The organism is Flavobacterium plantiphilum (assembly GCF_046000495.1).
Classification (GTDB): Bacteria; Bacteroidota; Bacteroidia; order Flavobacteriales; family Flavobacteriaceae; genus Flavobacterium; species Flavobacterium plantiphilum.
This window is the reverse complement of the sequence record NZ_JBELQA010000008.1, coordinates 118,223-140,688: the sequence shown is the minus strand read 5'-3', so window position 1 is coordinate 140,688 and position 22,466 is coordinate 118,223. Positions and strand designations below refer to the sequence as shown.

At 30.6% G+C, this 22,466-nt stretch carries 23 protein-coding genes; all 23 read right to left on the bottom strand.

Features of this window, described 5'->3' with window-relative positions; translation table 11 throughout:
- Positions 1-1,146, bottom strand: coding sequence for a glycosyltransferase family 4 protein (locus ABS764_RS14075; protein WP_408082424.1), 1,146 nt, complete (start codon positions 1,144-1,146; stop codon positions 1-3).
- Between the two features lie 48 nt (positions 1,147-1,194).
- A complete protein-coding gene (locus ABS764_RS14070; protein WP_408082423.1) occupies positions 1,195-2,067 on the bottom strand; it encodes a hypothetical protein in 873 nt (290 codons plus the stop codon).
- Positions 2,068-2,373: 306 nt separating this feature from the next.
- Positions 2,374-2,706, bottom strand: coding sequence for a GIY-YIG nuclease family protein (locus ABS764_RS14065; protein WP_408082422.1), 333 nt, complete (start codon positions 2,704-2,706; stop codon positions 2,374-2,376).
- 298 nt (positions 2,707-3,004) lie between these two features.
- Positions 3,005-4,438, bottom strand: coding sequence for an MBOAT family O-acyltransferase (locus tag ABS764_RS14060; RefSeq protein ID WP_408082421.1), 1,434 nt, complete (start codon positions 4,436-4,438; stop codon positions 3,005-3,007).
- A gap of 82 nt (positions 4,439-4,520) precedes the next feature.
- On the bottom strand, positions 4,521-5,606 hold the full coding sequence (locus ABS764_RS14055; protein WP_408082420.1) for a glycosyltransferase family 4 protein: 1,086 nt from the start codon (positions 5,604-5,606) through the stop codon (positions 4,521-4,523).
- Positions 5,597-6,988 carry a CDP-glycerol glycerophosphotransferase family protein gene (locus ABS764_RS14050; protein ID WP_408082419.1) on the bottom strand — a complete coding sequence of 464 codons (1,392 nt, stop codon included), beginning with the start codon at positions 6,986-6,988 and terminating at the stop codon, positions 5,597-5,599. The genes ABS764_RS14055 and ABS764_RS14050 overlap by 10 nt, the downstream gene beginning before the upstream one ends.
- A 57-nt stretch (positions 6,989-7,045) precedes the next feature.
- Positions 7,046-7,669 carry a transposase gene (locus ABS764_RS14045; RefSeq protein WP_408082418.1) on the bottom strand — a complete coding sequence of 208 codons (624 nt, stop codon included), beginning with the start codon at positions 7,667-7,669 and terminating at the stop codon, positions 7,046-7,048.
- A gap of 103 nt (positions 7,670-7,772) precedes the next feature.
- Positions 7,773-8,894 (bottom strand): UDP-N-acetylglucosamine 2-epimerase, encoded by a 1,122-nt coding sequence (gene neuC / locus ABS764_RS14040; protein WP_408082417.1) that lies wholly within the window; start codon positions 8,892-8,894, stop codon positions 7,773-7,775.
- A gap of 40 nt (positions 8,895-8,934) precedes the next feature.
- Entirely contained in the window at positions 8,935-9,339 is a 405-nt protein-coding gene (locus ABS764_RS14035; RefSeq protein WP_408082416.1) for an endonuclease domain-containing protein, read from the bottom strand.
- Positions 9,340-9,444: 105 nt separating this feature from the next.
- On the bottom strand, positions 9,445-10,485 hold the full coding sequence (neuB, locus tag ABS764_RS14030) for an N-acetylneuraminate synthase (RefSeq protein WP_408082415.1): 1,041 nt from the start codon (positions 10,483-10,485) through the stop codon (positions 9,445-9,447).
- A gap of 50 nt (positions 10,486-10,535) precedes the next feature.
- Positions 10,536-11,201 carry an acylneuraminate cytidylyltransferase family protein gene (locus ABS764_RS14025; protein WP_408082414.1) on the bottom strand — a complete coding sequence of 222 codons (666 nt, stop codon included), beginning with the start codon at positions 11,199-11,201 and terminating at the stop codon, positions 10,536-10,538.
- Positions 11,198-12,112 carry an alpha-1,2-fucosyltransferase gene (locus ABS764_RS14020; RefSeq protein WP_408082413.1) on the bottom strand — a complete coding sequence of 305 codons (915 nt, stop codon included), beginning with the start codon at positions 12,110-12,112 and terminating at the stop codon, positions 11,198-11,200. The genes ABS764_RS14025 and ABS764_RS14020 overlap by 4 nt, the downstream gene beginning before the upstream one ends.
- 8 nt (positions 12,113-12,120) lie before the next feature.
- Positions 12,121-13,020 (bottom strand): glycosyltransferase family 2 protein, encoded by a 900-nt coding sequence (locus ABS764_RS14015; protein ID WP_408082412.1) that lies wholly within the window; start codon positions 13,018-13,020, stop codon positions 12,121-12,123.
- Positions 13,017-14,003, bottom strand: coding sequence for a glycosyltransferase family A protein (locus tag ABS764_RS14010; RefSeq protein ID WP_408082411.1), 987 nt, complete (start codon positions 14,001-14,003; stop codon positions 13,017-13,019). Before ABS764_RS14010 ends, ABS764_RS14015 begins: the two co-directional genes overlap by 4 nt.
- Before the next feature lie 21 nt (positions 14,004-14,024).
- Positions 14,025-14,705: an FkbM family methyltransferase gene (locus ABS764_RS14005; RefSeq protein ID WP_408082410.1), complete on the bottom strand. Its 681-nt coding sequence runs from the start codon at positions 14,703-14,705 to the stop codon at positions 14,025-14,027.
- Between the two features lie 17 nt (positions 14,706-14,722).
- Positions 14,723-15,940 carry a hypothetical protein gene (locus ABS764_RS14000; RefSeq protein WP_408082409.1) on the bottom strand — a complete coding sequence of 406 codons (1,218 nt, stop codon included), beginning with the start codon at positions 15,938-15,940 and terminating at the stop codon, positions 14,723-14,725.
- Positions 15,937-16,839, bottom strand: a complete 903-nt coding sequence (locus ABS764_RS13995) for a glycosyltransferase family 2 protein (RefSeq protein ID WP_408082408.1) — start codon at positions 16,837-16,839, stop codon at positions 15,937-15,939. The genes ABS764_RS14000 and ABS764_RS13995 overlap by 4 nt, the downstream gene beginning before the upstream one ends.
- Entirely contained in the window at positions 16,836-17,741 is a 906-nt protein-coding gene (locus tag ABS764_RS13990) for a glycosyltransferase family 2 protein (protein WP_408082407.1), read from the bottom strand. The genes ABS764_RS13995 and ABS764_RS13990 overlap by 4 nt, the downstream gene beginning before the upstream one ends.
- Before the next feature lie 28 nt (positions 17,742-17,769).
- Entirely contained in the window at positions 17,770-18,882 is a 1,113-nt protein-coding gene (locus ABS764_RS13985) for a glycosyltransferase WbsX family protein (protein WP_408082406.1), read from the bottom strand.
- A 51-nt stretch (positions 18,883-18,933) separates the two neighbouring features.
- Entirely contained in the window at positions 18,934-19,899 is a 966-nt protein-coding gene (locus ABS764_RS13980) for a glycosyltransferase family 2 protein (protein WP_408082405.1), read from the bottom strand.
- Positions 19,892-21,013 carry a glycosyltransferase gene (locus ABS764_RS13975; protein WP_408082404.1) on the bottom strand — a complete coding sequence of 374 codons (1,122 nt, stop codon included), beginning with the start codon at positions 21,011-21,013 and terminating at the stop codon, positions 19,892-19,894. Before ABS764_RS13975 ends, ABS764_RS13980 begins: the two co-directional genes overlap by 8 nt.
- Entirely contained in the window at positions 20,994-21,701 is a 708-nt protein-coding gene (locus ABS764_RS13970) for a class I SAM-dependent methyltransferase (protein ID WP_408082403.1), read from the bottom strand. The genes ABS764_RS13975 and ABS764_RS13970 overlap by 20 nt, the downstream gene beginning before the upstream one ends.
- A complete protein-coding gene (locus ABS764_RS13965) occupies positions 21,698-22,465 on the bottom strand; it encodes a TylF/MycF/NovP-related O-methyltransferase (RefSeq protein ID WP_408082402.1) in 768 nt (255 codons plus the stop codon). The genes ABS764_RS13970 and ABS764_RS13965 overlap by 4 nt, the downstream gene beginning before the upstream one ends.
- Position 22,466: the final 1 nt, after the last annotated feature.

Sequence of the window (22,466 nt, the reverse complement as noted above, 5' to 3'; positions counted from 1 at the left end):
TTAAACTATTATCGATTTATAAAACTCAATATTTTTTTTTGCTATTATTTTTATATCAAATTGTTTTTCTACTTTTTCTCTGGCTAATTTTCCTGTATCTAAACATAACCTTTCATCATTTAAACAGGCAGCTATTTTTTCAGCATACAGTTCGTGTTCTTTAGGGTTAACTAAAAAACCATTTACTTCATCATCAATCATTTCTTTAGCCCAGCCAATGCTGGATGCTACAATAGGTTTTTCCAATGCCATTGCTTCGAGCCAGGAAACCGGAAATGCTTCTGCAAATGAAGGAAAAACACAAACCGTTGCTTTGAGAATCTGTTGTTTTATTTCATCATAAGGTACGCTGCCCAAGTATTCGACATTTTTTATTGCCTTTTCAGAAAAAAGCTGCTGCATCATGTTCCAAGTCGAAGGATTATCCGTTATAATATCGGGAACATCTCTGCCAATTAAAATTAAGCGGACATCCGGATTGCTCTCGACTACCTTATTAAAAATTAAAGGTAATTCTAAAAGTCCTTTTTTACGAATTAAACTTCCAAAATACAGTATGCTTTTGTCTGATTTTTGTACTGAGTCATCTGCTTTGAATAATCCGGCATCAATTGGATTGGGAATAATTTCGAATTCTTTGTGTACACCAAAAACTGTATTGGTTTGATCTGCCGTAAACCGGCTTACTGAAATTAATTTATCAGCCTGTTGCAAAGCTTTTTTTTCATGAAATTTATTTATCCATTTTACCGGACGATTGTCCAAATGACAAAAATAGGTGTCCGAACCGTTTAGTCTAATAATCAACGGGCATTTTTCAGGTTTAATAAAAGAGGTAATTCCTGTCCAATCAGGTGCTTCAACCATATCAATTTCTTTATTGGAGTACAATTGATTGATTATTCGTTGCAATTTTTTTCTTGTCAAAAACCAGGATAAGCCTTTGAACTTTACATTTTTTATTTGCTGTACCAGTATACCAGAATCCTCAAAATAAGCATCTTCTCTTTGTCCATACACCAATACCCGAACTGAAACTCCCTCTTCCAAGAGTCCGATTGCTAAATTTTTAATGCTTGTTCCTAATCCTCCTGAATTTCCGGTTTTTGTATGTGGATATTCGGGTGTTAAAAAGGCTATTTTCATACACTTTGTGAATTGTGAATTGTGAATTAACATTCACAATTCTATACTTTAAAAAAAATCTTTGATAATTCTGGCGGTAAATATTTTAGCACCATCGGCGTTCATGTGACCGCAGGAAGAAAAATACTTGTCTTCTGTTACTACATTTTCGTAATTATGAATTTCCGGATAGGCTTTTTTTACTTTATCGAAATAGTCCATTCCTTTGGTATTTTCACACATGGGTGTCATTACCGAAATCAAACGGATTTTATTGGTTTTACAAAGCTGCCTAATTTCTTCGTAGTATTTATTTTTTAATGGTTTTAACGTACTGATGTCATTTTTCATATTGCCTTTCTTATTATTATCCAAAGCATAAAAACCGCCATGCTCTAATAATTTTGATTTTTTATGAATTAAACTGAAAAACATTTCTCTAATACCAATTCTGGTTTCATATTTCACATAACGATAAAAAGGGATGTAATACAACTCCTTAAAACCGGCTTCCTTATAAAAATGATTTTTAATAATTTCTGAATCATGCAAATATGGTAAAAATCCAGCTGCTACACCTTCTGCCTGATGCTGATTTGATAAATTCAAATCGGTTTCAAGAATTATTGTATTTATTTTATATTGGCGTTCCAGCATCAGTTTTAATAGTAACGAAGCTTCAAATAAATGTCCGCCACTCATACCATAATTAAAGGTTTTTAATCCTTTATCTTCGAACATTTTCGATACAAAATGATTATTGGCTCTGGAGGAACCTAAAATAACGACATCGTAATTTCGAGATGCTGAATTGTAGACGTATTCTATTTTATTACGATTATTTGCCTGTAGATAAATAATAGTATAGATGTAGTCTAATACGACTGCTACCAGCAAGAGTGTAATTATTGTTTTTATGGTGAATAACAGAAATTGTTTCATTGAATATTATTCTTGTAAAATTTAAATTTGATTTTTATTTCGAGTAAAATTAAAATTTTATATCACTGGAAAATCTCGACTACGCTCGATTTGACAGATATATTTACATTTTAACATCTTGTGCAAGTTGGTAAATTATAATACTAAAAAAATCTCGACTGCGCTCGATTTGACAAAGTATATAATTTATCAATAACTCCAATACATTTAAAATAGATTAAAATCTACAGTGCTATCTATTTGAGAACTCGTAAAAAATCAAACTGATAACACAACTAGTGTCACGTCGAGCGCAGTCGAGACGCTTTATTCTAAATGTCGATCATCATCTGGCTTATATTTATGATGCGTTGCATTTCTACACTCTGATAAATTTTGTAAACTATCAAAATCTCCATCAATCAATGCTTGTTTTTTTGACCTACTCCATTTTTTTACCTTTTTCTCAAATTCAATAGCCTGATTAGGTTCTGTAAATTCCTGATAAAAAGTAAGCTCAACTGGTCTTCGGCTGTGTGTATAAGCTTCCGGATATTTTCCTTCATTATGCTCCATTAATCTCCTTTCAATATCTGATGTCACTCCTACATACAACGAATCATCATTACATTTTAAAATATACACATAATAGAATTTCATAATCATTGATTTAAATAATTATAATTTCAAAAAACCTAATCAACTAAACACATCTCAATTTACTTACTCCTGATTTCACTCGCCTCTCGACTGCGCTCGCCTCTCGACTGCGCTCTCCTCTCGACTGCGCTCGAGGTGACAAATATATTTATACTTTAACATTTTGTGCAAGTCGGCAAATTATAATACTAAAAAAATCTCGACTGTGCTCGATTTGACAAAACATATAATTTATTAATAACTCAAATAAATTCAAAAATTCATTAGAATGCAGACTGCACTCTATTTGATAATCGTATTAAAACTGAAAATATATAAATTCCTTATAATCTGAGTAAGTCCCTAATGCGATTATTGCAGCGATGCACAAAGCTAGTTTGAACGTTTGGTATTTTCCTGAAATGGGTTCAACTTTGGTACGATTGTTCCATTCGACAATAACAAATGGTATTATCATGATGATTAATTCGTAATTGTATCTCTCATTGGTTAAATACTGCGCTGTGAAATCTCCGTTTGTAAACATATTTCTGATGTACAAAATGGCATCTGTAATGGTTTTTGCTCTGAAAAAAATCCATGCCAGGCACGTTAAGCTGAAAGTTAACCCAATTTGTGCTATCGTTTTGAGCGTTTTCCAGCTTCGGTCTAAAACTACGGTATCCAGATTATTTCTGTTGGATTTGCTTAACAGTAAAGGTAAAAAATACAGCGCGTTGATGAATCCCCAGGCCACATAGGTCCAATTGGCTCCATGCCAAAAACCACTGACTAAAAAGATAATAAAAGTGTTTCTGATTTTCATCCAGAGTCCGCCCTTACTACCTCCTAACGGGATGTATAAATAATCCCGAAACCATGAGGATAATGAAATGTGCCAGCGTCGCCAGAATTCGGCTATGTCTCTGGAGAAATACGGATAGTTGAAATTTTTAAGCAAATCTATTCCGAAAAGTTTTGACATTCCTAATGCCATATCTGAATAACCGGAAAAATCGCCATAGATCTGGAACGCAAAATAAACGGAACCAACCAACAGTGACAGCGTATTCATCGACTCATAATGATCAAAAATGGCATTGGCATAGGTTGCACAGGTATCGGCAATTACTACTTTTTTGAATAATCCCCACAACATCTGATGCATTCCTTCTTTGGCTCTGCCAAAATTAAATTCCCTTTTTACTTTGACCTGAGGCAATAAATGCGTCGCTCTTTCAATAGGTCCCGCCACCAGAAGAGGAAAATAGCTTACAAATAATGAATAATCGACAAAATTGTATTCGGGTTTAATTCGCTTATAATAAATATCAATTACATACGACAGACCGTGAAAAGTATAGAATGAAATTCCGACAGGCAAAACGACATCGAGCAAAAACGGAGATGTTTTTAGACCAAAACCAGACATCATTTCGGCAAAAGAAGCGGCAAAGAAGTTGTAATATTTGAACATTCCCAGAAATCCCAGATTGATTCCGATACTTAACCAGAACCAAAATTTCCGGCTGTTTTCTTTTTTGCTCCTTTCGATTCGGATTCCGGTGTAATAATCTAAGAATGTGGAAAAAACCAATAAAAATAAAAACCGCCTATCCCAACAGGAATAAAAATAATAACTGGCCAGTATTAAAAGGGTGTTTTGTGTGGTTTTGTTTTTATTAAACACAAACCAGTACAGTACAAATACTAGGGGTAAAAAAATCGCAAAAGCGAAGGAGTTGAAGAACATTTTTCAGTTGTGAGTTGTGAGTTGTGAGTTGTGAGTCCCGATAGCTATCGGGATGAGTTGTGAGTGCAAAATTAAAAATTATTTATTCCCTAATTAACTCCCAATGGTTTTCTACCATTTTTTTTAATGAAAAAGAATTTTCAATTAATGTTCTGGTATTTATTTCTATTTTTTTATCCCCAAAATAAGTGCTTTGAATTATGTTTGTGAGTTCCTCTATGTTTTTAGCATTAACAATATAGCCGTTTATACCATCTGTTACAGCTTCTTGATTTCCTCCAACATTCGTTGTGATAACGGGTACATTTGCCGCAAGGCTTTCTAAAACAGACAAACTGAAACACTCCATGTGTGTGGGTTGCAATAGATAATCATAGTTACAATAAACCGATTTTAAATTAGAAGTACTTCCCTTAAAATTAAAACAAGTTGACAAATCTAAACTTATAACTAAATTTTGTAATTCTGTTTTATAAGGACCATCTCCATAAACATCAATCACTATTTCCTCCTTTATAGTTTCTGATAATAAAAAAACAGCATGGATTAAATCCTGAATTCCTTTGGATTCCCGAAGATGAGAAGCAGTTAAAAAACGTGGCTTAGTTTCACTTCTTTTTTGTCTTACCTGAATATCCTCTAATACAATCCCATTGTAAATAAGTTTAATCTTCTTCTTAATTTGAGTTCCAAAATCTTTGATGAGTTCTTCTTTTGTATAATTTGAAACTCCTATAAAAGTATTAATGTATCTGGAATATAATAGTCCCTTAATCCTTTTTTGTATTTTTTTCTTCAATGGATAGCCATTTAGAGGTCTGGGATTATGATCTACGGCAATAACTTTAGCAGTTGATATTTTACTTAATTTAGAATAAAAAGGAGTACACAATTCTAAAAAATGGGTAATAATATGCGAATATGCCGTGTGGTTTTTATTGTGAAAATCAATGAAAAAATGCTCTAATGATTGATAATTTGTACTCTTTATGTTTAGATTAGCATACTTACCATGTGTGGAAACATTGGGAAAAAACCAATCTACCTGAATATTATTTTCTTTACATTTTTCGTCAAATGCCCAAAAAAAATAATCCATACCTCCTACTCGTTCCGGAAGTAATTCATAATCACAAAGAATAGCTATTTTATTTTTACTTATGCCCATTGTAACAAAGTTTGAGCGATTCTTTTTCCTGTATTGAGTAACGGTTTACTTAGCTGTAATTGTAGCAATTGCTTTCTGTTTTCTGAATCTAAATTTGGATTCTCTAAATATTGATTTATTGCTGTAATCAATTCTTCCTGATCTTTCACTATTTTAGTTGCCTTACTATTGACAACATTTACAATATGAGCGTAGTTTAAAAACCGCTGATCATTGTATAATCCGTTTTCAGGATTTCCAAAAACGGTATTAATTACAGGTTTATCAAATACCATAAAATCCAAACTCATGGTGGATAACATATTAATGTTTAAATCTGAAAATTCTAACAGACCTCTTAAATCCTTCACATCTTCAACCGATGGAATACGTTGCGACCAAACTTCCTGATGCCCTGTGCGTGATAATGTCCATCGGGGATAATTCCATTTTATAAATGGGAAACGTTCTACAAATGAAGCAAAGCGAACAGGATCCTCTGCAGGAGAGGTTCTAACAATAAAATTGACATGCTCTATTTGTTGATTTATAATAGCATTGGCAATTGTTGTAATATATAATTCATCATTTTTACTGGTAGAACTATCCCCACAACTAAAACAAATCGTTTTTAAAGAAGTGTCTAAATTAAATTTTGCTACAAATTCCTCCTTAACAACCTCATATCTTTTTAAAACATAGGGTTCAAATTGGGGTGTACCCACTACCTTAATATTTTGGTTTTTAACTGATGTATAAAACTGTTGCAGTTCGGTTTTCATTAAATCACTCCATACCAGATAATAATCAAAATTAGCTGCCATTCTGCCTTTGGAAGCCAGATTATCCCATGAAAAAATAAACGAAGCTGTTTTAATTTTTAACTTTTCTGCCTGATATACTAAAGGGGCTATAAAAGGCGGACGCTGGTGGGTGAAAAACAATATGTCAAAATTATGCTCTTCTAAAATTTTCTTATATCCTGTAGTAACCGGATTGTTTTTAAAGGTTTTCTGCTGCCAGGAATTGAATGTTTGAATCCATTTTTCTGAACGTAAAACAGAAGTCAGTTTAAAAATGAAACGTGTAGCATAACCTCTGGGCGTTTTTAATTTAGAATGATTGATACGCAAACTATCCTGAATTCCAAAATTATTTTTTTGATGTAATTTTAAATGAGCTACTTCTTTGGCTTTCCTAAAAAACCAGGTAGGAAATTTTTCTTCAAAAACTTCGAGTTCCTGTATTCTGGATTTGGTGACATAACCGGTATATACTTCTTGGGGCAAACAAGATAAAATTACTACCTCATCAAATATATTCTCTGCCTCTACTAAAAAATCACTCCAAATAAAGTTTCGAAAACCTACTCCATCTGTGATTACTACGCCAAGTTTTTTCATTATAATTTGTTTTATTAAACCCTTTCAGAGTTTTGAACTCTGAAAGGGTTTTGAACTCTAATCTAACAATAGTTCTACAATGTTTTCCAAATTTTGTTTTTCTTGATGATAGCTAATAAAAGCTTCTTTACTACCATAAATTTCAATAATATCTTCTCTCTTTAATCTGGTAGGTTTATTGGACAGGACCGTTTCGTAAGAAGACCATGGGTATTCAATACTATTTTTCACAAAACCATGATGAATGGGATTATTATGAATATAATAAATTAAATTCTTTAAATATTTTTCCGAATCAACCCGTTTTCTTTCAAATGGTTTTTCAAACAAACTGCCCGTCCGATTGTATTTTTTATTAATAGCCTGTGTATAAGCATTAAAAAGATGTCCGAACTGTTTTGATGCATCTAAAATTTTAGGTTTTTCTACTGTCGAAAATTCTAAAGCTTCTTTTTTTATTTCATTCTCAGAGCGAATATAAACTAAAAAATGGAAGTGATTTTTCATCAAACACCAGGCATAGGTCTCAGCGATTGGATAAATGTATTGTTGATATAACTTTAAGAAATACTCGTAATTACCCTTATCAAAAAAAACAGCAATACCATTATTCCCACGATTATAAATATGATAATAATTTCCCGGAACTAAAGGTTGTTTTTGGTAATTATCGTTTTTCATAGATAACGGTTTTTAGTTATTTTTTATTTTTAAACCCTTTCAGAGTTTTGAACTCTGAAAGGGTATGAACTCTGAAAGGGTTAGAGAAAGAGTTTACAGCTTATTACGAATCTCTAAACTGTTTCTGATGATTAATTTCCCAAAGATCTCTATTTTGAATTGCTTTAAAAAATAATTGTGTGCTATTACCGCTTCCGAAATTTGAGATTATGGTTTGCATGTTATGAGAGTCTATTCTGTTTAATGCTCCTGAAATACTTTCTTTAGTATAATCTACATTGACAATATCGGCGTTTACAGCTCTGTTTTTCTGGCGTGAACCTATATTTATAATTGGAATTCCATAATAGGGTGCTTCTCGAATTCCAGCACTACTGTTGCCTATAATAAATTGGCTATTTTTTAATAATGTTAAAAAGTATTCGAAACGAAGCGATGGAATAATTCTAAATCTTGGATTTTCTTTTAATTTTTGGTAAGCATCAATAATGTACTGACTACCTAAATCATTATTAGGAAATATAACTATATAATTATGAGTATCTTCTAACAATGCTGAAACAAAATTTTTAGTATATAATTTCATATCACTTGCTTCGGTAGTCACTGGGTGAAATAGAACAATAGCAAAATCCTCAAAATTGATTTCATAGTACTTTTTCACAGTCTCTAAATCGGGTAAATTATCTGAAAACATGATATCAATATCCGGAGAGCCAATAGTATAAATTGATTCTTTGATTTCGCCCATTTGAACCAGGCGTTTTGCTGCTTCCTCATTGGATACAAAATGAATATGACTTAATTTGGAAACACTGTGCCGAATCAATTCATCCACTGTTCCTGATAATTCTCCTCCTTCAATATGGGCTACCAAAATATTATTTAACGAACCTACAATTGCTCCTGCCAGGGTTTCCAATCGATCACCGTGTACTACAATCATATCAGGATTACTACTTTTACAATAATTTGACAGCCCTTCAATGGTTTTGGCTAATGTCAAATCCATGGTGGTTTCATGGGTATGATTTTCAAAAGTATAAACATTTTTAAAATTACAACGTTCAATTTCAATCAACGTATAACCATATTCTTTCTGCAAATGCATTCCTGTTACAAAAACACAGGCTTCAAAATATGGATTCTCATCCACAATTGAAATCAAAGATTTTATTTTACCAAAATCAGCACGAGTGCCAGTTAGGAATAGGATTTTTTTCATTTTAATTTTTTGTTCTTTGGTCATTTATTCGCAATTTACTTCAGTTCCCCTCTTGAGAGGGGTTAGGGGTGTGTTTTTCGAATTCTTGAATGTAAAACTCGATCGCCCTGATTACATTTTCCATATCTTTCAATACTTCATAATCTGAAAACCGAAGTACTAAAATCCCCAATTCGTTCATTCTTTTTTCTTTAATGGAGTCTTTCTGCTGGATTTCTAGAAATTCATGCGAGTATCCATCGACTTCAATTCCTAACATTAATTCTTGACAAAAAAAATCTAAGATGTAATTATCAATTGGTTTTTGTCGGTGAAAATCATATCCATACATTTGTTTTCCTTTTACTTTTAACCAAAGAATAATTTCGGCTTTTGTAGAATTGTTGCGCAGATCACGTGCTAATTCTTTTAATTTAGAATTGTAAGGAATGATTTTTCTTTTCATAACTTTTTTTTATTTTAACTTTAAAGGAACACACCCCTAACCCCTCTCAAGAGGGGAATACATCTGTAGATGCGATGGAGTTTTTATCAAAAAAATATTCTTGAACTATTCAAAATCAAAAAAATCTAATTGTTCATCACTATCAATATTCCTAGTAGCTGTTTTCCCTAGTATATCAGTATACTGTTCTGCTAAAATTGCTCCTGTTCCTGGGCGTTTGACCCAAATATTTTCTTTAGTCAATAGTTCCCCTTTTTTAATTGATTGAATACTGCATACTGTTGCAAAAGCAAAATCTATGGTGACTTGTTCTTCTAAAGCTGGTTTTTTTGTTCCGCCCCTCATTAGGGCAATTTCTGCACTTGAATTAATTAATTCCTGACAGGTCTTTTCATCCATACTACATACAATATCCGGACCGGTTCTTTCCATCGTATCGGTAAAATGGCGTTCTAAAATACTGGCGCCTAAAGCCACTGCGCCTAAACAGGCATTGTTATTCAATGTATGGTCAGACAAACCAAACACTTTATCAGGAAAAGCCTGATGTAATTGGGTCATTGCTCCAAAACGCACTAAGTGAATTGGTGTTGGATAAAGATTAGTCGTATGCAATAATGCTACAGGGACATTATGCTTATCAAAAATAGCTACTGCCTTTTGAACACTTTCAATGGTATTCATTCCTGTACTCAAAATAACGGGTTTCCCAAAAGAGGCAATATGCTCTAATAAAGGATAATTATTGCATTCTCCTGAACCAATTTTGTATGCCGGAATATTAAACTTCTTCAATCTTTCCGCTGCCGCACGGGAAAAGGGCGTAGATATAAAAATCATTCCTTTACTTTGCACATAATTTTTCAATTCTAATTCATCCTCTTCATTTAGCGCACAACGTTCCATAATTTCGTAAATAGAAACATCTGCATTTCCTGGAATCACTTTTTTAGCGGCTCCGCTCATCTCGTCTTCGACAATATGAGTTTGATGTTTGACTACCTCAACACCTGCTCTATGCGCTGCATCGACCATTTGTTTAGCTACTTTTAAAGAACCTTCGTGATTGATTCCAATTTCGGCAATGACTAATGGTGGATAATCGAGACCTATTTTTCTGCCTGCTATTTCTATATGTGGGTTCATTTTTATAAATTGAAAAACTAAATGATTTAAAGATTTAAAAATTGATAAGCCTAATCTTTAAATTTCTCTAATAAATATTCTGCATAATCTAAATCGTCTTGTGTATCAATATCGACCTTAGCAAAAATATGATTTACTTCGAATGGAAAAGCCTTTTCTGAAATAATAATATCTTCTAAAATTAACGATGCTTTAGTGATGTATAACAATCCATTTTCAAAATACAAAGGTTCAATATCCTGGCTTCTTTGACCAATGGTATAATTAAAAGGTACAAATAGATTGTTATTGATTTTACCTAATTTTTGTTCGGAACGACTTACGGTAAACAGACTATCGTAATTATCTTTTTGATATATTTCAAAAGCTTCTTTTAAAAGATTTTCTGATCGAAGTGGATTTGTAGGTTGTAATAAAATAACATTTTCCACTTCTGTTTCAACCGTTTCCAAAACATGTTTCAAGGCTGAAATCGTAGGTTCAAGATCGCCAGAAATTAATTTAGGTCTGTCAATAACTTTTGCCCCGTAGTCTAAAGCAATTTTTTTTATCGTTTCATCATCTGTAGAAACATACACCTCGTCAACAATTGCTGTATTAGCTAGGGCATATCGAATAGAATGCACCAATAAAGGAATCCCTCCTACGGGAATTCTATTTTTATCAGGTAATCTTTTTGAGCCTCCTCGAGCTGGGATTATGGCTATAGTTTTCAATAGTATTCCTCTTTTTTGATTATTTTTTTGATGAACTTTTTCAACTTCTTTTGATAAAATTTATTTTTATATTTTATCAAGTCCAAAAATTTAAAATATTCTCCTTTCAAAATTAATACCCAATATCTATATGGTATTGTTTCAGATACTGAATTAAATGGGCTCCATCGGTCTGGAAAATAATCTTTATCATTATTTTTTATGCTAAAATCTCCCCTAAAATTCTGAATTGGCCTCACTATCTTCGTATTTTCTTTTTCTCCCAACCACGCTTGCCACCAAGAAAAAGTAGAATTACTTATTATATAATCATCACAAAGCGAAGCTAAAACTAACTGTTCAACAACATTTGATTTATCTATAAAAATTGCATTTGATAAAAATTTAAAATGTTGTTTACAGTAATTGATGCTGTCACTAGTAAAAACTAAATTTCTTTCTTTCCAATCAGGGAACTTTGTAGTTATTGCTAAAAAATAATACTTATAATCTAATTGATAATAGTAGGGATTATTGACAAAATCACCTCGTCTTACTGAAATTAGTAAATTCTTTTTAGAAAGTGTTTTTTTATATTTTTCTTTAACTTCGTTTACTAACTCCTCATTAAATTGGAACTGTTTTTTTACTGCTTCTGTATCAAAATATTTTTCAGACTGAAACCAGCCATTCAAATCATAATTTCCTTTATCCAAATGTATAGTAGAATAATTATAGGCTTTCTCCTTTATATTTTTATATTCTAATGTTGTATCATAAACGGGTAAACTTTTTTTAAAACTTTTAGAATATATCCACTCAGGAAAACTAAACGCATGTCCGTTTTTGATTGCAATTCCAATAGTAGAAGCTATTTGAAATAAATGATTTCCTAAATTCCCTTTACTGCCAAGTCTTGAATAAACTACCATAAATTATTTTAAGGATTCCAATATATTTTTGTCTCTTCAAATTTATTAAAAGAATCAAATTCTGATTTATTTAATCTATTTGAAATTTTCATCAATTTAGGGAAATGAATTATAACATCTCCTAACGCTTGTAATATAGCAAAAGTAGCTTTTACATCTCCCTTTAAAACCTTTTTTTTAATTTGAATCCATAAGGTGTAGCTGAATCTTTTAGGAATTTGATTCCAGGGATAAAACAAAAAATACAAATACCAACCCGAACGTAAAGAACGACGTAAACGAATTTGGTAATCGCTTTTTTGTTTACGTGATTTTATATCCACTCGATGATGAACTAGAATTTGAGGAACATACTGTATTTCCCAAGCTTTTTTAAATAATTGAAAAGCAGCAAATTCTTCTTCTCCATAAAACACGAACCATTCTGGATAGTTGGCAATTTCCCGCCATGCTTTGATATTCCAAATGTGACCACAACCCACAAAAGCTTTGGTACGTATTATTTCTTCATTCAAAATGCTAGTATTAGGCAACTTTAAACCCCAAAAAATGCGACAAGCAATGACACCGCATTTTGAATTAGTTTTAAAATGATTTTCTATAATTTCCAGTACATTTTCTGATTCAAAATGAGCATCATCATCTAATGAAATGGCATATTCTCCTGAACAATTATTCAATAAAACATTGCGATTATGAATCAAACCCAATGAATTCTCATTTCTTAATAAAATGATTTTAGGAAAATTTTCTTTTACATAATTATATGTTCCATCAGTTGAAGCATCGTCGTAAAGCAAACATTCTACATCAGTTCTTTCTATTAAATAATTGATTTTATTTAATGTAAAAATTAAATCCGTTAGCCTATTTTTGGAGGTAATTAAGATGGAGTATTTACAACTCATACGCTTCTTTTATAGAATAATGAAAATAGCTTTTTCACTATCTTCTTTTTAAGGTTGTATAATTTATTGTTTGCTTTTGTATTGAACAAATCAAAAGAAATTGGATTTACTATTTTTAACGTTTTTAAACTCTCATTAGTTTGATTATTGAACGTAATTGATTCCATCCAATCTTCTAAATTATTCCCCATGTGAAAAGCATAGTTATTAAAAGTAGCTAGTCTAAGTTTCCCTGCTTTATCTATAGGCACATCAACGTAATTATGTTCCGAATTACTACCCACCAGAGTTAAGGAGGGATTTGATGGTGAAGTCATAAATAAGATGTCTCTATCAATCGTAAGCACCTGATGTGCACTCCCAATAATGGCTTTTATCCCATTAGACTCTATTACTGCCCATTTATTATTTATATTAGTATCTAAATCCCAGTTTATACTCTCTAAAAATCTATTATAATTATGAAAATTTTCAGGAATTGAGAGATATTTAAATTTTATTCTTTTTAGCAATATCTGTTTCAGCACAGAACTTGTGTAAGCATAAACACCAGTCCTCACTGGAATTGGAGAAACAGATCCTACATTTTTAAATGCTGCAAAAACTTCTTCCACTTTCTCTTGCCACCCTTTTACAAATAATATGTCAGCATCTGTAAGTGTTATCAATTTTTCTCTAGAAGACCTGGCTGCTCCAATTTGAGCATCTATTTTACCTATATTAAAATTATGAGAAATTAAAGTGTTTATTTTATTGTCTTTTAAATAGGAATTAAGTAATGAATTAACTTTGTCAAACGATCCATTGTTCACTACAGTTATAGCTGCATTTGGGTTTATTGTTGCAATCAAAGAGTCTAAACATCTTTTAAAAACCTCTAATGATTTCTGATAAAATCCTTCTTCATTAGGGATATAAACCACCATCACAATTCGATGATAGGTTGTCATGTTAACTTTTTTTTCCTCTTTTTGAGGATTCATTCCTATTCGCATCTGTAAAAATTATTGTTTATTATCTAATAAAAATAGATTTCCTAAATTTCCATTAATTACAGATTTTGCCACCAACCTATAATCAACTGCTTCTAAATAATTTACAATTTCTGAATTAATATCATTTTGAAATGATAAATTACTTTCAACAAGTATAATTTTTGGTCTGTATTTAACCCAATCATTTGACTTCAACACCTCAATATCAAAACCTTCAACATCAATATCAAAAAAATCTAACCTATCACCTTCAATAATATTTTTATCTAAAATATTTTTCAAATTATATACAGGAACATCTATGACAGACTTAATTTCATTTTTTAAATTATGTTTTTCAATAAAATCATAATTTAGAGTGTTCATTGCACTAAAATTATCATTCAATTTATAATAAGACATAATTGATTCATGTGCTCCAATAGCACAATTAATAAACTTATCTTTTGGTCTAAAAAAATTATAAGTATCCTTCAAATCAGGATTAGGATCTATACAAATACCTTTCCATCCTCTTAAATAAAAAAAATAAGTATTTGATGCCTTAACTGGATGCCAACAACCGATGTCTAAATAAACCCCCGGAGTGTTTACTTTTAATAATTTATTCAATTGAATATCATCACCTCCTCCTTGAGAAAAACTGATATTATATCTCCTGAATATAAATTCTCTTATTTTATTTTTCATTGATTTATTTTAACTGTTTAAAATAATTTTTTCGACTGTAAAATTTCATCCAATTGTTTTTTAAAATTTGCATCTGAAAAATAGTTATTAAAAACCTCTCCATCATAAATTTCATCTTTCAAGACCTCTTCAATTAAAACTTTAAGTTTATTTTTGATTTCTTCATTATTACCATATGTAGCAACATATTTATCATTTTTTATAATTTCTCTCATTTCACTACTCAATGGGCTTAATGATAAAATCCTCTTTCTAACAAAATCTAATAACGGAGCTTTTCCTAATAAGACACTACAATATATTGGTCCATTTTCTAATGAAATATTAATATCTGATATGATACTTTGTTCATAATATGAAGTAGAAAAATCAACTCCTTCTAAAATATAAATATTATCAGTTTCCAAATATTTTGCTTTAAGTCTATTGTATTCAGAACTTTTCAATCTTACAAAAAATTCTGTATTTTCTTTAATACTATTATTTTCTTTGACTAGTTCACAATATACATCCAATAGGTCATCTAGATTTCTACCAAACTGTATAGCTCCATGATATGAAATTGAAACTTTTTTACTTTTAAAAAAAGAACTTTTCGTTTTTTTAATTTCAAAAACAGAATCTACGAATTGATGGGGTAGATTAAAAAATGATTTTCTAGTCCCGTACAAAAATTGCATATCTCTAGCTAAAAATTTTGTAGCGATACAACCTTTGGCCTGCTCAACTACACTTAGCATTTTTTTCAATCTATATAAATGAAGTTTACTTAATCCTTCATAATTACCGGCGCACCAAAAGTAAGGATATGGCTCATTAAAAGTAATATATGCCTTTTTTAAAATTGGCAGATTATGGGCTGCTAATATCGATTCACAATCAATGCCTGCACTTCTTATAAAAATATAATCATAATCACGATAATCAATTACCGATATAATTTTTGCATATTGCTTCTGAATATAAAGTTCTTTTAATGAGACATGAAACAATCTCCAATAAAACCGATTAAAAAAAATAGTAGAAAAAGGAATTTTAATATTAACTATATCTTTTTGAATATGATCTACTGGTAGTAAATGCAAATCATCTTCTGTGTCAGTATGGATGATGTATTCCACATCAATTACAGATTTGGGATAGGATTTACGTAATTTAGCTAAAAAAGAGCGTTCAATAATTCCTTGGCTGGTTCCTGAAACCCTTAAATCTTGGGTTATAATTAAAAATCTCATCTAATACTCTTTTTTACTTTAAAACCCAATTTTAGAAAACGTTTATATTGAAAAAACATGAAATATAACATAAACAATTGAATCCAATGTCGAACATTCTTTTTATTATCCAAGAATGTCCTTTCTACATTATCTAAAAGTTTCTCTATTTCTTCCTTCGAAAAATGAATATCACAATTTGATAATAAATAATAGTAAAAATTAAAAGTAGCTACATTTTTTAGTGTCAAATCATCTTTCCTACTTGTAATATTAAGACCACTTAGTCTAAAATAGACTATTGCTTCATTGATTGTAAAAATTTGCTTCCAATTTGAAAACTCCAAGACTGCCAATAAATCACTATACCATGCTAAAGGAAAATCTTTAAATTGTATATAGTATACCAACTCTTTTTTAAAAACATATTCACTCAAAGAGCTTCTTGTTCCTCCTTTTAATTTACGAATTAAAAAATCAACAGCTTTTTCTGTTTTAGGGTGCAGATGAACTTGTGAAATAGTCACTCCATCCTTGTCAATAACCTGTGTAGCAAAACGTACTACCGAAATATTTAAACTTTGTATTTCTTCTAAATGAGTATAAAATGCATCTATACAATGAGGCTCTAAAACATCATCATCTCCTAAAATCATAATCCACTCCTCACCATTGCAAAGATCCAGACATCGATTCCATTGCTGTACCAATGACTTCCCTCCCAAATTTTGTTCAAATCGCTGATAAACAAAATCAATCTTATTTTGATAATTTTCTAGTAAAATAGCTGGATTATCAGGACTTGCATCATCGCCAATATAAACTTTAAATTGTTGATTGGTTTGATTCGCCAAAGAATCCAATGTGACTTCGAAAAAATTGATTTTATAATATGGGATGACTATTGCTAATGGAATCATTTAAGAAATTTTAAATATTGAAATAGCTTTTTCCCTAAGGGTAATAAACCTAGTTTTTTTATTACTTTTTTACAAAGCAAACCAAATTGATATGTATTTGAATTTTTTAAATTATTTTCTCTATTTCTCCAATATAGCATCCCTTCATTATAGCGAATTATAGCCGATTCATAAACTATTTTAAATTCTTCTTCGGTTAAAAATGATTTTAAGCAATTAATTACCTGAAGCGTTTCGTCAAAAAAGCTACCTGATTTAGTTCTCCCATTAACATTCATCCTATAGAAAGCTAACTGTTGAGAAATATAATACGTTTTAGGCTTTTTTTTAAAAATCCTCAACCAAGTAAACCAATCCTCCTGTGCTGTTAAACCTAAAGGAAATTCTATATCATCAAACAAACTTGTTTTAAAAAACCAACAGTTAATTGGAATTGTAAAACCATTATTCCAATATCGAGCTAAGTTGTAAAATGTAAAATCATAATCTCCAATTTGAGAAAAAGGAGACTCATAATTACTATTGGTATCAGTAAACATAATATAATTAGAACACACCACTTCTACACTGTATTTTTGAATTACTTGAATCGAATCCATAATTTTGGCGTTTGCTAGTAAATCATCCGAATCCAAAAATTGTATAAAATCTCCTTTAGCTTTTTCAATCCCTAAATTCCTAGAACTGCTTACCCCTCCATTTTTCTTCTTTAAATAAACATATCGTGTATCTTTTTGTATCCAACTTTGAGCAATTAATGCTGTATTATCAGTACTACCATCATCAATCATTATACACTCCCAATTACTATAGGTTTGGTTTAATACAGATGTTAAAGTTTCATCCAAAAACTCCCCTTGATTATAGCAAGGAATTATTATCGACACTAATGGTTTCATCATTCAAACAAATATTTAATTAAGTCTCCTGTTACAAAAAAATATCTTTCATCTCTTTTAATGCTTCTAACCATTGCATACCAAATTTAGTATCTGGTTCCAAATAATTCCCTTCTGCCCACTCATTCCATGATTTAACAATTAAAAAAGGTGGATTTTCACTATTTTTTTCTATTTCATTCAAGGTAACTCTTAAATGTTGCTTCCAAATCTCAGGATTAGAATTTTTAAAAATCATAGCTTTTATTCCTGCCCTAGCTGAATTATCCCAATTTGGAAAAACACAAGCAATATACTTTTTATGAATAAAATTAACATGTAGTTTTTCAATAGCAATTCTATAATCTAATATGAATGGATTCCAATTCACTAATGAAATTTTAAATTTTTTATTTAGTTTTCGTTCTACTTTACCTAAAAAAGTTCCTGAACGGTACTTAAAAGATTGTTCATATCTCATTGAATTAAAAATATCAAGACCTACATGTCCATAAATTTTAGTATTCTGAATTACAATATTACTATTAGCATGAGTAGCTACAAACCAAACACCTTCAAATCCATTCTTAATAGCTAATTGATTAAATATATCTAAAAAAAAATCTAAATCCGGAATGTCATCCAATCTATAAATATGAAACACCAGCTTGTTATCCACTTTGATATAGCGTTCATCTTTAAAAAAAGGGAGTAAATAGTTGAAATAATTGCAATAGTCCTGTTCCCCTGGATAAGTTTGCTCTATTAAAACATTAGGATTATCTAAACCATGCCAAATTCCTTTCCAAGTTTCATTAGCCCAACAAAAACAAAAGGGAATTTTAATGTTCTTATTTTTAAGCATTGCCTCAGCAGGTTTTTCTAAAAGCATTTTTCCATTTCCAAACCAATATTGATAATAGATAAAACCATCAATACCATACCTTAATGCCAATTCCGATTGCTGTTCTTGAACTTCTGGTACTCTTAAATCATAAAAACCTAAGTCAGCAGGCAAAATGGGCTGATAATGCCCTTTAAATAAAGGTTTTGCTTTGGCTACATTCGTCCATTCTGTAAAACCCTTTCCCCACCATTTATCATTTTCTGGAATTGGATGATACTGTGGCAAATAATAAGCTAGAAATCTAATTTTTTTTATCATTACAAAAATATACTCTAAAACTCATCTTTTTAAGACCCTTTAGATAATCAACTACTGAATTTTATAATTACGTATTCGCTTTTCGATTTTATAACTTCTTTTTCTTATAATAAAAAACAGACTTCCCCAAAAAGCAAATTCTGCAAAAAAAAGAAATTTAATTTTTAATAAGAGTGCCGAAAATTTAAAAAAAACATAAAAAATGTTTTTATAATGATTATTTTCAACACTTTGAATATAATAATTTACTATTCTATATACCTGATATTTTATTAATTCGACATCTTTTATTTCAATACTTCTTTCCAAATTTTTTAATGCTATAAAAACCATCGATTCTTTATTAGGTTTAATATAAACATTATCCTGCAGAGAAATTGAATTCGAATGTTGTCTATAAAGGAACAATGATTTATTAATTATGTAATAATCCTTTTCATTTAAATTAAAAAACAAACGCGAAAACAATTCAAATTCCTGTCCTCTTGTCATTTTAGTATTAAATATTTTTTTTCCAGAAAGATATTTTCTTTTGAATAAAACAGATGGGGTTAATACCTTACTTTCCCAACGAACATAATCATTAAATAAATAATTTTTTACTACTAAATCATAAGGTATTTTTTCACCTGTTATAGGATACCAATAAAATCCTGAACACATAACCATATTTAAATCCTCAGAAAAACAAATTACTTTTTCCGATATATAATCTGGCAACATTAAATCATCACTATCAAACCACTGAATTAATTCACCTTTGCTTAATTGAAAACCGTAATTTCTACAAGAATTTGCTCCTCTGATTCGATCTATTGGACGATTATAGAATTTTAAACGTGAGTCTGCATCAACATAGTTAGAAATTATATTCATAGAATTATCAGTTGAGCCATCATCAACAATAATGCATTCCCAATTTTTATAGGTTTGTGCTAAAACACTATCGAGGGTTTCACCAATAAGATGTGCTCTATTTAAAGTTGGTATGATTATGGAAACAAGAGGATTATTCATTTTCAAGAACGGTTTTATCTATTATTTGGTCAAGAGTTTCTAAATGCTTTTCTAAAGAAAAATATTTCCTAATTCTTTCTTTTCCCTTTTCTCCCATCAGTTGAGCTAATTTTTTATTAGCCAGAAGCTGTATCATTTTTTGAGTCATGGCTTCAACATCATGTTCATCAACTAATAATCCTGTTTCTCCGTCCAGAATAACATCGGGAATGCCTGCATGATGAGTAGCAATTACTGGTAATCCTGCTGCACTTGCTTCTAAAACCGCCACCGGAGTTCCTTCTTGATCTCCACTATCAGCCGTTACTGAATGTTGTACAAAAGCTAAACCTTTAGCTAAATAGGCTGTAAACTCTTCCCTGCATAATACTCCCGGAAGAATTACATTTTTTTCTAATTGATAATAACGCACTAGATTTTTACACAGTTCATACAATTCACCCTGTCCTCCGATAACTAATTTTGCTAGCGGAAATTTATGAACCACCTGACTGAAAGCTAAAATGGTATAATAAGGCGCTTTTTTTGTAACAAATCTTCCCAATCCAACAAAAATAGATTCTGAAAATTGAGGATTAATTTCAAAGAAACTGTCATTGGGTCCGCAAGTATTGTAAACTATTTTTTTTTCAGGACAACCCAATTCCTTTAATTTGTTTTTCATAGAATGAGAAACGGCAATAACATAGGCGCTATAATCAAAAACTTCTTTATAATTATTACAGTCTTCTATAACTCGATTAACTGACGCATCATAGCCATGAAAATGGGTAATTAAGGGGATTTTTAAATACTTACAAATTTTGACAATTTTATGAGCTGTAATTCCATATTGAGCAAAAGTCAGTTGAATTTTATTTTTTTTCAACGATTGTATAAAAGCTAATTCACCACTTGAAAATTGGGTTAATTTCAATTTTTGTTTCAACTTGGTTGTGACTTTATTCCAATTGCTATTTAATAAACCGCGACCTTCTAAGTATTGCGGTAAATGCCCTCCGTAATAATAAAATACTTCTCCTTTTAAACCTTCTTTTTGTGCCTGTATAAAGGTCTCTGAGTAAGCATTTTGAGAAGGGGAAACCATAGCTATTCTATTTCTTTGCTGTTCCATACAATCCTGTTATCATTTGACCTTCAATAAAATTCACATCGGTATTCTTTTCTCTTTTTATCAAATAGCTTATTATTGGTTTTAAGAAAATTGATAAGTATTTACGTTTTCTTTTAGACATTGGACTTCTTCTTACCCACAATCCTAACATTTGCGCCATTGAAGCATGCCATCCTCCCAATGCTTTGATTTCAATATCTCTGAATCCTGAATTTTCTAAATGCCGTTTTAAAGAAAAAGGAGTATATCGATATTCATCATGAGGCACTTCATGTAAATTCCATAAAAAAGGAACAGTAAAAAAGAAAATACTTTCCGGTTTTAAAACCCTATATACTTCTTTTAGTACTACTTCAGGCTCTGGACAATGCTCTAAAACTTCTGTTCCAAAAGCGCATTCAAAACTAGCCTCTTCAAAAGGCATTGTTTTTCCATCCCAAGTATAATCAGCTTTTACTGACTGATCATACTCTAAAGCATCCTCAATATCCAATCCTACATAATTTATTACTTTAGAATTTTTTAAAATATAATCTTTATAAGGCATTTTACCACAACCTATATCCAACAAATTGTGTTTAAATTTAGGAATTATATCCTTTATAGCGTTAAAAATGGAAGTACGGATATAATATCTGTCCAGATTGCTATTATTGAAGGGAATATTTATAAAATTATCTGGTTTCATGGTTTGATTATAATTCTTCCTGTATAATCAATACGACTAAAAAAAGGAATAAAATCCATTTTTCCAAAAAATTCATCAACTGCTTTTCTACATCCACCCCAGTGTCCATAATCATCAATTATTAAAACCCCGCCTGGCACTAATCTGGAATATAAAATTTCTAATTCTATTTTAGTTGATTCATACCAATCTGTGTCTAATCTCAAAAATGCGATTTTATCAGGTATTTGCTTAGTCATTAAAGTTTCCTCGACAGGACCTTTTACATAGTAAATATTTTCTTTTGGATATTCGAAACTATTGATGTTTTTTTTAACAATATCCAGTTCTGCCTTAGCCCACAGCCATGAAATTTCAATATCTTCATTTTGCATTCTATCAGATGCTAAATTTCCGTTTATGTCTAAATCCAAATCAGTAGGTTCATTCATTCCTTCAAAAGTGTCATACAACCATATTTTATTATCCAATTTATTTAACTTTATTAATGTTAACAAACAAGCACCTATACTACCTCCTTTCCAAACTCCACATTCTACAATATCACCTTCAATATTATTTATATTAATATATTCCATAGCTCTGATTAAAGAAACTATTCTTTCAGGAGACGTCATTGTAAAATCTTTGACCTGACTTATTACATTTTTTTCAAATAGGGTAAAATCATTATTAACTGAAGATTTTTTTTCTGAAGAATGCTCTTTTTTATTCTTTCTAAAATATGTGGTTATTTTTGTTTTAATTCTATATATCTTGTTCATG

Excerpts from the sequence above, each read along its gene's own strand:
- ABS764_RS13985 (WP_408082406.1), bottom strand. The coding sequence starts at position 18,882 with ATGATAAAAAAAATTAGATTTCTAGCTTATTATTTGCCACAGTATCAT.
- ABS764_RS14060 (WP_408082421.1), bottom strand. The coding sequence starts at position 4,438 with ATGTTCTTCAACTCCTTCGCTTTTGCGATTTTTTTACCCCTAGTATTT.
- ABS764_RS13975 (WP_408082404.1), bottom strand. The coding sequence starts at position 21,013 with ATGGAACAGCAAAGAAATAGAATAGCTATGGTTTCCCCTTCTCAAAAT.
- neuC (WP_408082417.1), bottom strand. The coding sequence starts at position 8,894 with ATGAAAAAAATCCTATTCCTAACTGGCACTCGTGCTGATTTTGGTAAA.
- ABS764_RS14065 (WP_408082422.1), bottom strand. The coding sequence starts at position 2,706 with ATGAAATTCTATTATGTGTATATTTTAAAATGTAATGATGATTCGTTG.
- ABS764_RS14000 (WP_408082409.1), bottom strand. The coding sequence starts at position 15,940 with ATGAGATTTTTAATTATAACCCAAGATTTAAGGGTTTCAGGAACCAGC.
- ABS764_RS13965 (WP_408082402.1), bottom strand. The coding sequence starts at position 22,465 with ATGAACAAGATATATAGAATTAAAACAAAAATAACCACATATTTTAGA.
- ABS764_RS13980 (WP_408082405.1), bottom strand. The coding sequence starts at position 19,899 with ATGAATAATCCTCTTGTTTCCATAATCATACCAACTTTAAATAGAGCA.
- ABS764_RS14050 (WP_408082419.1), bottom strand. The coding sequence starts at position 6,988 with ATGAAAAAACTTGGCGTAGTAATCACAGATGGAGTAGGTTTTCGAAAC.
- ABS764_RS14015 (WP_408082412.1), bottom strand. The coding sequence starts at position 13,020 with ATGAGTTGTAAATACTCCATCTTAATTACCTCCAAAAATAGGCTAACG.
- ABS764_RS13995 (WP_408082408.1), bottom strand. The coding sequence starts at position 16,839 with ATGATTCCATTAGCAATAGTCATCCCATATTATAAAATCAATTTTTTC.
- ABS764_RS14075 (WP_408082424.1), bottom strand. The coding sequence starts at position 1,146 with ATGAAAATAGCCTTTTTAACACCCGAATATCCACATACAAAAACCGGA.
- ABS764_RS13990 (WP_408082407.1), bottom strand. The coding sequence starts at position 17,741 with ATGATGAAACCATTAGTGTCGATAATAATTCCTTGCTATAATCAAGGG.
- neuB (WP_408082415.1), bottom strand. The coding sequence starts at position 10,485 with ATGAACCCACATATAGAAATAGCAGGCAGAAAAATAGGTCTCGATTAT.
- ABS764_RS14070 (WP_408082423.1), bottom strand. The coding sequence starts at position 2,067 with ATGAAACAATTTCTGTTATTCACCATAAAAACAATAATTACACTCTTG.
- ABS764_RS14005 (WP_408082410.1), bottom strand. The coding sequence starts at position 14,705 with ATGAAAAATAAAATAAGAGAATTTATATTCAGGAGATATAATATCAGT.
- ABS764_RS14020 (WP_408082413.1), bottom strand. The coding sequence starts at position 12,112 with ATGGTAGTTTATTCAAGACTTGGCAGTAAAGGGAATTTAGGAAATCAT.
- ABS764_RS14045 (WP_408082418.1), bottom strand. The coding sequence starts at position 7,669 with ATGAAAAACGATAATTACCAAAAACAACCTTTAGTTCCGGGAAATTAT.
- ABS764_RS13970 (WP_408082403.1), bottom strand. The coding sequence starts at position 21,701 with ATGAAACCAGATAATTTTATAAATATTCCCTTCAATAATAGCAATCTG.
- ABS764_RS14035 (WP_408082416.1), bottom strand. The coding sequence starts at position 9,339 with ATGAAAAGAAAAATCATTCCTTACAATTCTAAATTAAAAGAATTAGCA.
- ABS764_RS14055 (WP_408082420.1), bottom strand. The coding sequence starts at position 5,606 with ATGGGCATAAGTAAAAATAAAATAGCTATTCTTTGTGATTATGAATTA.
- ABS764_RS14010 (WP_408082411.1), bottom strand. The coding sequence starts at position 14,003 with ATGAATCCTCAAAAAGAGGAAAAAAAAGTTAACATGACAACCTATCAT.